We start from the raw sequence: 12,874 nt of genomic DNA on the forward strand, positions 1-12,874 counted from the left end.
GGAACCGCACTTCAGGCTTTAGGAGTCCCGTCAACGACTTTAGGAGCCTTACCAACGCTCTACAAATCGGGCTCAGGCCGGCAGATTGCGGGTAAAAAGTCGTTTTGTTAGACATATACTCCCCGCGCTTCAGAAAGGAATTGCTGGTTTTATGGCCAGACAGCGCCCAAACCGCCCTCCTAGCGTCAGACTTTTCAAAAACCGCCCACCCACCGCCTATCCGGCCCGTTTCATTGTCCGGCTCCGAGAATTGGCCGTACTTAGGCCCATGCTCTTCTACACTGTTGTAAAGCCCGTGGTGCAGCTTGCCCTGCGCGTGTTTTTCCGCCGCCTCGAAATCCGCCACCACGAGCGGCTGGAAGCCCCGGGCCCCATGCTCATCGTCTCCAACCACCCCAATACCCTCATGGACCCGCTGGTGGTGGCCGCCAACCGCCGCGCCCCCATTGCCTTCCTGGCCAAGAGCACCTTTTTCAAGAACCCCATTTCCCGGGCCATCTTCCTCTCCGGCAACTGCATTCCCATCTACCGCCGCCAGGATGCCGAAAGCGGCGACTCCGGCGTGACGCCCGAGGAGCTGGCCGCCCGCAACGAGGCCGCCTTCGGTCAGTGCTACAACTACTTCGACAAGGGCGGCACCATCCAGATTTTCCCCGAGGGCACCAGCGTGAGTGAGCGGCGCCTGCGCCCCCTCAAAACCGGGGCGGCCCGCATCAGCCTCGGCGCCGAGGCCCGCCACGACTTCCAGCTGGGCCTCACCATCCTGCCCATCGGCATCAACTACTTCGACCCCAGCCGCTTCCGCTCCGACGTCTTCGTCAACATCGGTAAGCCCATCGTGGTGGCCGACTATGCCGACGCCTTCCGCACCGACCCCGAAGCTGCCGCCGACGCCCTGACCGAGGAAATCCGGCGGCGGCTGGAGCAGCGCCTGGTCATCACCCGCGACGCGGCCGAGGACGAGCTGGTGCTCCAGATTGAGCGCACCTTCGGCGAGCACCTCATCCCCGACGACGAGGAAACCCTCTACGACAACTTTCAGCTCAGCCGGGCCCTGCTGGAGGCCGTGCCCTACTTCGAGCAGCACGACCCCGCCCGCCTGCTCCAGGTGCGCGAGCAGCTCAGCGCCTACCTCCTCGACCTGGACCGCCTCCGCCTCACCGACGAGGCCCTCGAATCGAGCAAGGGCCGGGGGCAGCGCTGGGCCCGGGCCTCGGTTTCGGGTCTGAAGCTGGTGCTGGGCTTCCCGCTCTATATATATGGGCTGCTAAACAACTACGTTCCCTACATTCTGCCCTCCATGATTGCCAAGCGGGCCACCAAGGACCTGGAGTTCGTGGCGCCCATCATGTTCGTCACCGGCATCCTGACCTTTGGTATCTGCTACGCCCTGCAGATTGGCCTAGTCCACCACTTCACCCAAAACTGGCTCTGGACCCTGCTCTACGCCCTGAGTCTGGCCCCCAGCGGCTTCTATGCCCTCAGCTACTGGAACAACCTGCGGGCCCGCCTGCTCCGCCTGCGCGCCCTGAAGCTGTTCCGCACCAAGCGCCCGGTCATGGAAGATTTGCTGCGCCAGCGCCAGGCCATTATCAAGCTGCTCGGCGAAGCCCGCACCGCCTTCCTGGCCGCCACCGGCCTCCAACGCCAGGCCGGGTAGACGGTAAATAGATGAACAGAACATTCCTTCCTCTGTCCTCCTGAGCCCCGCGAAGGACCTTCCTCGCCTATGTGACAAGCATGATTAAATGCACCAAAGCCCTTTCCTGCCGGCGCGGGAAAGGGCTTTTGCACGTTGGTAAAGGCCGCAGCGGGGTAGGTGAGGAAGGTCCTTCACTCTGCTTCACTCTGCTCAGGATGACGGTTTTGGAACCGGCAAACCTTCCTAAAAATCGGCTTTTACGCCCAACCCCAGCACCAGAATCTGGCCCAGGCTCAGGCCTTTGGTATTCGTGACGTAGCTCTGCAGGTACAGGTCGTTGGTGCTCAAATCGTAGTACACCGACACGGTGCGGGGCCGGCCGTTGGCTTTGGCGGGCCGCGCGTAGGTTACCCGCCCCCCGGCCAGTGGCCCGTAGCGCGTATCCGACGACCACCAGTAGTAGTCCTTGGTATACTGCCCGCGCTCCTCGTCGTTGAGCGTGCCGTGGGTGTAGCTGAAGTAGGCGCCCACCGATACGGGCTTCACCTGCCACTTATCCGAAATGCGGACCGTGAAGGGCGAGTAGATAAACTTGGCCGAGGCCAGGGTGAGCGTGGAGCCGGCAAACTTCTTGGGCACGTAGCCCAGCAGGATGTCGGTGTCAATCTTGTCCTGGGCGTAGGTGTAGCCGGCCCCGGCCGATACCATGCCCAGGCCCCCGGCGGTTTGCAGTACCAGGTGGCGGGGCCGGTACCAGGGATGGGGGGTATCGGCGGCGGGTAAAGCGGGAGCGTCGGGCTCGGAAGCCGCCTGGGCGAAGGAAGGAGCAAGCAGAGCTGCGGCCAGCGCCACGAAGGGTAAAAAGCGCTGTTTCATTAGAATTTGATCTGTTTAACGCGGAACTGCTTGTCGCCCCACACCGAGACAACCATGTACTGCCGCTCGGAAAAGGCGTCGGAGTTGACGTACCACACCCCGTCCTTGAAGGGTTGGGTGATGCTGGAGCTGTGGCGGTGCCCGTTCATCTCGAAGACCAGGTTCTTGGCCTCGCGCAGGGCCTGGGCGTAGGGCGCCGACACGGCCGGGTCGAAGTCTTCATCCTGGGGTGGCACGTGTGAAATCACCACCTGGCGCCGGGCGCCCTGCAAGTTGCCGACCTGCTGATTGAGCCAGGGCATGTCCGGAATGTGGCCGTCGAAGTTGTACTCCCGGCCGTTGGTATCGACCATGATAAACTTCGTGTCGCCGTAGATGAAGCTGTAGTTTAGGGGCCCGAAGATTTCCTTGTAGGCTTCGCGGCCGTTGCCCACCGAGTCGTGGTTGCCGATAACCGTCACGTAGGGCACCTTTAGCTTGCGCAGCTTCTCATTCACCCAGCGCATTTCCTTGGAAAAGCCGAAGTCGGAAATGTCGCCGGCCACGACCATAAAGTTGATGCCGGGCTGCTTGTTCACGCTTTCCACCAGGCCGTCGGCCTCGTCGTAAAAGCGTTGAGAGTCGCCGGTGAAGACGAAGCGCAGGGTGTCGCCGGCGGGCAGGGGTGTCTGCTGGAGGCGGGCCAGGTTTTTCTCCGTGAGCTGGCGCTCATCGGCGGGGGCCCGGTAGTCGTTGGGACTAAACTCGAGCAGGTCGCAGCTGCCCAGGCCCAGGGCCGCGGCAACAAGCAATAGGGAAGAGGTGGGGCGGAAGCGTAACGCTCGGAACATGGCACTCGGCACTGGTACAGCAAAAGACTCCTATCCAACTTCGAATAGGTTTGGCGCTATATACTGTGCCGTGCCGCGGCGTGTTGCCGGCTTAGAGCTCAACGGGAGCGGGGCCGGAGGGAATCGTTTCCATCTGGGCCCGCCCAATGCTGGTTTTCACCCGGTGAAGCCCGTTTTTGTGCGCCGGGCCAATCCTGTTCTTTTTCTGAGTTTCCTCGAAAATAGTCCACCGAGAGCCTCCAGCCCCCGCTTATTCATCCAGGTACTGGTGCACAAACTTGATGGCCATCGAGCCTTCGCCCACCGCCGAGGCCACCCGGGCCATGGCTCCGGCCCGACTGTCGCCGGCGGCAAAGATGCCGGGCACGCAGGTTTCGAGCAGGTAGGGCTCCCGGTTATGCTTCCAGCTGGTGGCGTAGCGCGGGTCGGCTACCAGGTCGCGGCCAGTGAGCAGGAAGCCCTTGGCGTCGCAGAGGGCCAGGTCGCAGATCCACTCGGTGCTGGGCTTGGCCCCGATGAAGACGAACAGCGCCCGGGCCGGCCGGGCCTCGCGCTGGCCATTGTTGTCGATTACGACTTCCTCGAGGTGGTCCTGCCCGCGCACTTCTTTCACCTGGGTGAAGGGCAGAATCTCGATGTTGGGCGTCTGGCGGATCTGCTCGATGAGGTAGGCCGACATGGACGCGGCCAGCGACTCGCCCCGAATGAGGATGAACACCTTGCGGGCGTAGGTGGCCAGATACATGGCCGCCTGCCCGGCCGAGTTGCCCCCGCCCACAATGTAAACGTCCTGCTGGTCGCAGGAGCGGGCCTCGGTGCGGGCTGCCCCGTAGTACACGCCCGCGCCGGTGAGCTGGTCGATGCCGGGCACTTCCAGGGTGCGGTAGCTCACGCCCATGGTCAGGACCACGGCCCGGGTCCGGATTTCGCTGCCGTTGCTCAGGGTCAGGACCTTATAGCCGTCTTGCACGCAGAGGCTTACTACTTCCTGGGGGGCCAGCATTTCGGCCCCGAGCCGGATGGCCTGGCTCCAGGCGCGGTGGGCCAGCTCGGCCCCGCTCAGGCCGGTGGGGAAGCCCAGGTAGTTTTCGATGCGGGAGCTGGTACCGGCCTGCCCGCCCGGCGACTGGCGCTCCACAATCAGGGTCCGGAGCCCTTCGGAGGCCCCGTACACGGCCGCTGCCAGCCCGGAAGGTCCGGCCCCGATAACGACGACGTCGTAGAGCTCCTGGGAAGCCTTGGAAGCCAGGCCCATTCGCGCGGCCACGGCCCCGCGCTCGGGCCGGGAAAGGGCCGTGCCGTCTTCGAAGACCACCACGGGCAGGTCCTGGGCCGTAAAGCCGGTGCTGGTTAGCAGCAGCTGAGCCTCGGGGTTGACTTCAAAGTCGAGCCACTGGTAGGCGGCCATGTAGCCGGCCAGGAAGTCCTTGAGTTCGTGGGACAAGGGCGACCATTGAAACCCAATCAGGCGCAAACCCTGGAAGCGGGGCCGGTACTGGGCCTGCCAGGCGGCCAGCAAGTCGTGAATGGTAGGAAAGAGCAGCTCCTGGGGCGGGTCCCAGGGCTTCATGAGGTAATGGTCGAGGCGGGCGTTGTTGATGGCCCGGATGGCGGCTTCGGTGTCGGCGTAGGCGGTGAGCAGCACGCGCTTGGCATCGGGGTAGATACGGCGGGCCTGCTCCAGAAACTCCACGCCTTCCATTTCGGGCATGCGCTGGTCGGCCAGGATCAGGGCCAGGGCCTCGTTGCGGGCCTTGAGCTCGTGCAGGGTGGCCAGGGCCTCGGCCCCGGAGGAAGCCCGCAGCACCCGGTAGTCGCGCCGAAATTCACTGCGCAGGTCCCGGTCGATGGCCCCCAGCACCTGGGGGTCGTCATCAACGGCAAGTAAGACGGGTTTCTTTTCCATGGTAGTATGTATGTAGATGCCCGAGGCAATCTTGTTTTAGTTCAAATTTTACACGGAGCCCACGTCAATGTAGTCGATTAACTCCCGTATAGCGTCCGTATAGGCAGTGTATAGGCAGCCTTTACCCAACCGAAAAGGAAGCTCCTGAGAGAAATACTATTGGGCGGCTAGTCCATTACTATGCTGATAACTCACCATTTCACTATCTCACCACTTCACCGACGGGCAACCAGGCGCAGAACTCGGTGTGGCCGGGCTGGGAGTGCACCTCCAGCCGACCGCCGTGGTTGCGGATGATGCGCTGGGCAATGTCGAGGCCCAGGCCCGTGCCGTCGCCGGCCTGCTTGGTGGTGTAGAAGGGCTCAAAGATATGGGGCAACACTTCGGGTTTGATGCCGGGGCCGTTGTCGAGGATGAAGACCCGCAGGAAGTCGCCCTCCAGCCGGGTGCGCACGGTGATTTCGCCGCCCGGGGGCAGGGCGTCAATGGCGTTGTCGAGCAGGTTGGTCCAGACTTGGTTGAGGCTGCTGACCTGCCCCCGGATGGCGGGCAATGGCTCGGTGTAGTCGCGCACGAGGCGGATGTTCTTGGCCCGCAGCTGAAAGCCCAGCATATTTAGGGTGCTTTCGAGGCCGGCCTTCACGTCGAGCAGGGCGTAGTCGCCGCCCCGGTCCATGTGGGAGTAGGTTTTCACGTTCTGGACCAGGGTGCTGATGCGGGCCCCGCTTTCCTGCACGTCGTGAATCAGGCGCAGCATGGTGAGCTGGCCTTCGAGCCAGGCAAAAGCCGCCGGCAAGGCGGCCGGGGGCAGTGCCGCCCCCACCGGCTCGAGCTGCTCCATCGTCAGGCCGGCTTCCATCAGACCGGCGGCCAGGCGGTAGCCGTCGGGCACGCCCTGGTCTTCGAGCCAGGTAGCAATTTCGTCTTCCCGGTCGGCGCACACCAGGGCCGACAGCACATGCACTGGCGACTCGCCGGGCACGGCCAGGGCGGCCAAGGCGGCCAGGGCGTCGGGCTCGGGGCAGTGGCGCACCAAATCCAGCAGCAGGCCGGGCTTGGCGGCGGCCCGCTCCTGCAGGGCCTGGGCGCCGCGGGCAATGGCGGCGGCGGGGTTGTTGAGCTCGTGGGCTAGGCCGGCCGAGAGCTTGCCCAGGGCCCGCAGCTTCTCGTCGCGCTCCTGCCCGCGGGCCTCGTCGCGGGCCCGGTCGCTCATCAGGCTCACCAGGCGCTGCACCAGCTCGGGGCTGGCCTGCTCGAGCTGGGGGAATAAGTCGCGGTGCAGCAAGTACAGCACCGTATGGCCCACGGCCAGGCCGTAGGCACTCGCGGTGCGCAGGCGGGAGTAGGGCAGCACCCCGCTCACCTGGCCAGCTTCCTGGCGGAAAATCGGCTCCCGCTGCCCGTTGCGCACGGCGTAGTATTGCAGGCCCCCGGCCAGAATGGCCATCATGTATTGGGCCTCGTCGCCGGGCTGGAGCACGGTTTCGTTGGGAGCATAAGCCCGCCGCTCGCCGTGGGCAATAAGCCAGTCGAGGGTTTCGGGCGGCAAGCCCACGAAGGTAGGAACGGCCAGCAGGTCGGCAGCGGTCAGGGTAGCAGTCATGGGGGCCGGGGCGTTAGGGAAGGGGAATATAGGGGAAACCGCGTAGAAGAAGGCTGGTTTGCGCCGGATAGAAATATCGTAGCTGGCGACTTTTCTCCCTAAATTTCGACCATTCCTTCTTATACCAACTGTTGTGTATGCGTCCAACTCTTACCTGTAAACTGCTGGCTATTCTGCTCGTAAGCTGGCTTAGCAACTGCTTTTCTGCCCAGGCCCAGTCCCTGGACCTGACCTTTAAGCCCACGATACTGAAAACGCCGCTGGCGGTGGGCAATCTGCAAGCCGTGAATGCACTGGCCGTGCAGGCCGACGGAAAAATCCTGGTGGGCGGGGGCATCGACTTCGTGAACGGCAACCTCACGGGCAAGCTTTTGCGGCTCAACCCCGATGGCACGCCCGACCCGGCTTTTAACGCGAATGGCCTGGGTGCCAACGGCTACGTATCGGCGGTACTGGTGCAGCCCGACGGCAAAATCCTAGTGGGCGGGGGGTTCACGACCTTCAATGAGCAGGCCCGCAGCATGGTGGTGCGGCTCAACGCTGACGGTTCGCTCGACAATACGTTTACGTTTGGGTCGGCCGCTTCCGTGCGCCAGATCGGCAGCCTGGCGTTGCAGCCCGACGGCAAGATTCTGGTGGGTGGGGGCCCAAGCTTGCAGAATACTCCCCCAACCGGCGGCCTAGTGCGCCTGAACTCCAACGGCTCCCTGGACTCCTCGTTCAGCGTAGCGGGCACGCTGGTGCAGGGGGAAATGGTTTGGGCCATCGTGGTGCAAGCCGATGGCAAGATCGTGGTCGGCGGCACCTTCACGAATCTCAACGGCCAGAATATTGCCTCGCTTGCTCGCCTAACCAGCAGCGGAGCCATTGACCCCACCTTCTATACCGCTAACCTCAATACGACGGTGGGCCCCGTGTCGACGCTGGCCCAGCAGCCCGACGGCAAGCTGCTCGTGGGCGGGAGCTTCACGCAGCTGGGTGGCCAACCCGTTAGCCGCATAGCCCGCCTTTTGCCCGACGGTACCTACGACAGCTCTTTTCAGCCGGGCACCGGCGCTAATGGGACCGTGCGGGCCCTGTATCTGGAGCCCAGCGGCAGCATTCTAATTACGGGGTCCTTTACGCAGGTAAACGGGGTGAGCCGGGGCCGAGTAGCCCGCCTGACGGCTACCGGCAGCCTGGATGCCGGCTTCGCAACCGGTGCTGGCGTTAATAACGCCACCAATGCCCTGGCGGTACTGCCCACCGGGCAAGTACTGCTGGCCGGGGGCTTCACGCAGTACGACGGAGCCAACTACAGCGGGCTGGTACGCCTTAATATGGCTACGGGCCAGGCCGAAGCAGCTTTTGCCCCAACTATCGAAGCCCGCGGTACCTTGAGCCAGGTGGTGCCATTGCCCAGCGGGCAGCTGCTGGTCAGCGGCAACTTCACCCAGCTCAATGGGCAGGCCGTGGCTGGAGCAGCCAACGCCGTGCGCCGCCTCAATCCTGACGGCAGCCTGGACGGCAACTTCACGGCACTAGCCACCGGAGCGCTGCAGGAGGTGCAGGCCAATGGCAGCTTCTACGTCATAAACGGCACTACGCTACGCCACTACCTGGCCGACGGTACCCTGGACAACACCTTTACCGCCCAGACGTTTGGCTCGGGCCTGGTCATTTTGCAGGGCGTAACGGTGCTGACCAATGGGCAACTGTTTGCCTACGGCATCTTTACCAGCTACGGCAGCCGCACCGGCCTGAGCGGACTAGTACGCCTCAACGCCGACGGCAGCCTGGACAATACCTTCGTCCCGGCCAGTGCCCCCACCGACCGGCGCGTGCTGCAAGTGCTGACCCAGCCCAGCGGCAAGCTGGTCGTGGTGGCCGATGTCGTGAACACCTTCGTCACCACCGTAACCCGCCTCAACGCCGATGGCAGCGCCGACAACAGCTTCTCGGTGGGCAGCGCTGCCGGCTCCGGGGCCAGCTACCAGGTACTGATGCAGCCCGACGGCAAGCTGCTAGTAAGCGGCACCTTTACCAGCTTCAACGGGCAGGCCGCCCCCTACGGTCTCGTACGCCTGACGACCGAAGGCGCCCCCGACCCCACCTACTCGGGCGTAACGAGTTATTATGTTCCGCGCCTAGTGCAGCCCGATGGCCGTCTGCTGGCTCTGCGGGACAACACGCCTTCACCCGGGGCCAACGCCGCGCTGGTGCGCCTTACTGCTGATGGCAGTCTGGATACTGGTTTCAGCCCGGTGGCCGTACCCCACTCCATTTTTACCAATGACGGTATCGTAACGGGCATCAAGCTGCAGCCCGCCGACAGCAAAATCCTGCTCTACGGCTCCTTCCGCTACGTGGCCGGGCAGGTGCGTATTGGCCTGGCCCGCCTCACCAACACCACGCTGGCCACGCGCAATGCGGTGGCTACGCAGCCGCTCACAGTCTACCCCAACCCCACCCACGAAGCCGTAACCGTGCAGCTGCCCACGGCCCTTGAGGCCCGGCCCGCCACCCTGCTCGACCTGCAGGGCCGCCCGGTACGCACCTGGACGGTGCCCGCTGGCCAGGCTGCTACTCGGCTAAGCCTGCAGGCCGTGCCCGCCGGCCTCTATTTGCTGCAAGTGCAGGACGCCGGCGGCTTGTACCAGCAGAAAGTAGTGGTTACGCCCTAAACGACGTATATAGCTTCGCTTTACCAAGCCGGTCCGTCAGCAGACGGGCCGGCTTTTTTGGTGGTGGCGCGTGGCCTCGTAAAAAGTCCGTTCTTGCCAAACTATTTAGCCGCCCCGCGCATTCTTTAGTATTCCTGCTACCTTGTTTTCATGGCCAAGCTTAAGACTCTTTATTTCTGTCAAAAATGTGGGGCCCAGTCCGCGAAATGGATTGGCCGCTGCCCGTCCTGCGGGGAGTGGAATACCTACGTGGAGGAAGTTATCCAGAAGGACGACACCCAGGCGGCTGGCTCCTGGAAGCCGCCCACGGCCAGCCCCGGCGGCAAAACGGTGAGCAAGCCCCGGCCCATCGGCGAAATTCACTACGAGGAAGAATCCCGCTTCGACACCAATGATGGGGAGCTGAACCGGGTGCTGGGCGGGGGCCTCGTGCCGGGCTCCCTGGTGCTGATTGGCGGGGAGCCGGGCATCGGCAAAAGCACGCTCATGCTCCAGATTGCCATGAGCCTGCAGCAGATGAAGGTGCTCTACATCTCGGGCGAGGAAAGTGAGCAGCAGATCAAGATGCGGGCCGAGCGGCTGGGGCCCCAGCACCCGCAGTGCTACATCCTGACCGAAACCAACACCCAGAATATCTTCAAGCAGATTGACCAGCTTCAGCCCAACGTGGTCATCGTCGACTCGATTCAGACCCTGCATTCGGGGCTGGTGGAGTCGGGGGCGGGCTCGGTGAGTCAGGTGCGGGAGTGCACGGCCGAGCTGCTCAAGTTTGCCAAGGAAACCGGCGTGCCGGTGCTCATCATCGGCCACATCACCAAGGATGGCTCCATTGCCGGCCCCAAGATCCTGGAGCACATGGTCGATACGGTTTTACAGTTTGAGGGCGACCGGCACCTGAGTTACCGCATCCTGCGCACGACCAAGAACCGCTTCGGATCAACTTCTGAGTTAGGTATTTACGAAATGCAGGGCACCGGCCTGCGCCAGGTTTCGAACCCCTCGGAGATTCTGCTCAGTCAGCGCACCGAAAGCCTGAGCGGTATGGCCATCGGGGCCACGCTGGAAGGCAACCGGCCCCTGCTGGTGGAAGTGCAGGCCCTGGTGACGCCCGCCACCTACGGCACGCCCCAGCGCTCGGCCACCGGCTTCGATGCCAAGCGCCTGAACATGCTGCTGGCCGTGCTCGAAAAGCGCAGCGGCCTGCGCCTGGGCCAGCACGACGTGTTCCTCAACATTGCCGGCGGCCTGCGCCTCGACGACCCCGCCCTGGACGTGGCCGTGTGCGCGGCGGTGGTGTCGTCCTTGAACGATTTGCCGATTCCGGGCAACGTGTGTTTGGCGGCCGAAGTGGGCCTGAGCGGGGAAATCCGGGCGGTGAGCCGGCTGGATCAGCGCCTGTCGGAGGCTGAGAAGCTGGGGTTTCGAGAAATGTACATCTCCCAGTTCAACGCCCGCGGATTAGACTTGGCCCGCTACGGAATTAGGGCTCAACCGGTAGGCCGGCTGGATGAAGTCCTAAGCGGATTATTCGGGTAAAACCTTCAAAACGTTGGCTCTGAGGGCCCGTTACGAAAAAAGCCAAAATCTGGATTGGACTTTCTCAACCCGAATGCCGTATCTTCGGTATAAGAATTGGCTTTTCCCGCGAAATCCTATGGCTGCTCGGCTTTTGTCAACGCCGCCTAGGTCAAAGCTGATTCTTCGAATGACTAGCGCTTGATACCACCTCTACCGATGGCATATTCTTTTCGCTCCTGTATACCTAGCCTGCTCGTGGGTGCGCTGCTATCCTTGCCCTTGCTGGGCCGGGCGCAGGGCACCGTGATGCTGACTGGCAAAATCAGTAATAAGACCAACGATACGGTGGCCGTGTCCGTGCGCGAAAGTCCGTTGGATCCCAAGGAGCAGATTACCTATGCCAAGGTCGACAACCGCGGGGAGTTTCGGCTGGCCGTGACCGTGAACGGTCCTACCAAGGCCGACCTGGTATACGGCGACGACGTAGCCAGCCTGTTTCTGGAACCCGGCAACGCCATGGAAATTCGCTTTAAGGGCAAAGACCTGTCCTCATCAGTGAGCTTTAAGGGCAAGGGCGCGGAGGCCAACACCTACCTGGCCGAGCTCGATGAGCGGTTCGTGGAAAACGACGGGTTCCAGGTCTTGCCCGACAATATCAACCTGTACGAAGCGCCCTTCCTGTCCTTTCTGGACTACCGGCGCAAGGAGGAAAAGAAGTTTTTCGACAACTACGCCCAGGACAACCAGCTTAGCCCCGCTTTCAAGGAGTACGCCAAAGCCGAAATCGACTACAGCTACGCCAACGACCGGCTCACCTTCCAGGATTTGCGCGAGCAAGTGGTGGCCACCGAGGGCCGGCTGAAGATGACGCCGACCTACTACGACTTCCTCAATGACAAAGCCTTGGTTAACAACCCGGCGGCGTTGCAGAACGAGCAGTACCAGGAGTTCCTGATCAACTACGTGCACCACCTGGCCGTGGCCAGCAACCACCAGCGCTCCGACCCCGACTTCTACCAGGTGTGCTACGACATGGCCAAAAACCAGCTCACCGACCCCGTGCGGGCCATAATTATGGGCCGGGTGCTGCAGGAGTCATTCCGCTTCGGGCACGTAAAGCAGTCGGCGGCCATGCTGCAGAACTACCGCAGCATCGATACCAAGAACGAGTATTACCCCGTGCTCCAGCACGACTTCGAAACCCACAAGGCCTTTGCCATTGGGGCCCCGGCCCCGGATTTTAAGCTCATTTCCTCGACCGGCGACAGTGTAAGCCTGCATAGCCTGCGCGGCAAGCTGGTGTACATCAACTTCTGGCGCACGACCAGCGGCCTGAGCCTGCGGGACCTGCCCTACGCGGCCGAGCTGGCCAAGAAGTTTGACGGCAAGCCCATCGTGTTTCTCAACGTGGCCCTCGACGAGAACGAGCCGGCCTGGAAGCAGCTGGTTATTGGTAAAAAGCTGGCGGGCACCCACGTGCGGGCTGCCGGCGGTATGCGCTCCGCCATTGCCCGGGCCTACGCCATCCAGGACGTGCCGGCGTATTTCCTGCTGGCCGAGGACGGCACGTTTCTCAACACCAAGCCCAAGCGCCTGAGCAGCCGCGCCGCCGTGGATGAAATCAAGGAGTCGTTCGGCAAAGCCTCTACCTACAGCAGCACGCTGCCCTCGTCGGCCGGTAAATAAGCGGCATTGTTTTAACAGAACCCAAAACGCCTTCCCGTTCGCTGGAAGGCGTTTTTTCTTTGTAGTAGGTTCTGCCTTCGGTTTGCGGCGCTGGCCGGCGGCATTCGTTGGGCAAACTCTTTCCCCGGGCTTGGGGTTACTTGCCGCACT

General features: G+C 62.8%; 8 protein-coding genes. 4 read left to right on the plus strand and 4 right to left on the minus strand.

What is annotated here, in order from left to right; genetic code table 11:
* Window positions 1-268 precede the first annotated feature (268 nt).
* Entirely contained in the window at window positions 269-1,660 is a 1,392-nt protein-coding gene (locus tag CLV45_RS17405; protein WP_157807612.1) for a lysophospholipid acyltransferase family protein, read from the plus strand.
* 225 nt (window positions 1,661-1,885) lie between these two features.
* Here the strand turns inward: CLV45_RS17405 and CLV45_RS17410 are convergent, their stop codons facing one another.
* The 4 genes from CLV45_RS17410 to CLV45_RS25505 form a co-directional block, all read right to left on the minus strand.
* Window positions 1,886-2,518, minus strand: a complete 633-nt coding sequence (locus CLV45_RS17410) for a hypothetical protein (RefSeq protein WP_100337759.1) — start codon at window positions 2,516-2,518, stop codon at window positions 1,886-1,888.
* Entirely contained in the window at window positions 2,518-3,348 is an 831-nt protein-coding gene (locus CLV45_RS17415; protein WP_100337760.1) for a metallophosphoesterase family protein, read from the minus strand. The genes CLV45_RS17410 and CLV45_RS17415 overlap by 1 nt, the downstream gene beginning before the upstream one ends.
* A 250-nt stretch (window positions 3,349-3,598) precedes the next feature.
* Window positions 3,599-5,254, minus strand: coding sequence for an FAD-dependent oxidoreductase (locus CLV45_RS17420; protein WP_100337761.1), 1,656 nt, complete (start codon window positions 5,252-5,254; stop codon window positions 3,599-3,601).
* 202 nt (window positions 5,255-5,456) lie between these two features.
* Window positions 5,457-6,857: a sensor histidine kinase gene (locus CLV45_RS25505; protein ID WP_100337762.1), complete on the minus strand. Its 1,401-nt coding sequence runs from the start codon at window positions 6,855-6,857 to the stop codon at window positions 5,457-5,459.
* A gap of 137 nt (window positions 6,858-6,994) precedes the next feature.
* Here CLV45_RS25505 and CLV45_RS17430 point away from each other — a divergent pair, with 137 nt between their 5' ends.
* The 3 genes from CLV45_RS17430 (at window position 6,995) to CLV45_RS17440 (ending at window position 12,724) form a co-directional block, all read left to right on the plus strand.
* Window positions 6,995-9,520 carry a T9SS type A sorting domain-containing protein gene (locus tag CLV45_RS17430; RefSeq protein ID WP_100337763.1) on the plus strand — a complete coding sequence of 842 codons (2,526 nt, stop codon included), beginning with the start codon at window positions 6,995-6,997 and terminating at the stop codon, window positions 9,518-9,520.
* Window positions 9,521-9,670: 150 nt separating this feature from the next.
* On the plus strand, window positions 9,671-11,056 hold the full coding sequence (radA, locus tag CLV45_RS17435; RefSeq protein ID WP_100337764.1) for a DNA repair protein RadA: 1,386 nt from the start codon (window positions 9,671-9,673) through the stop codon (window positions 11,054-11,056).
* A gap of 198 nt (window positions 11,057-11,254) precedes the next feature.
* Window positions 11,255-12,724: a TlpA family protein disulfide reductase gene (locus CLV45_RS17440; protein WP_100337765.1), complete on the plus strand. Its 1,470-nt coding sequence runs from the start codon at window positions 11,255-11,257 to the stop codon at window positions 12,722-12,724.
* The last annotated feature ends 150 nt before the right edge of the window (window positions 12,725-12,874 follow it).

The organism is Hymenobacter chitinivorans DSM 11115 (genome assembly GCF_002797555.1).
Taxonomy (GTDB): Bacteria; Bacteroidota; Bacteroidia; order Cytophagales; family Hymenobacteraceae; genus Hymenobacter; species Hymenobacter chitinivorans.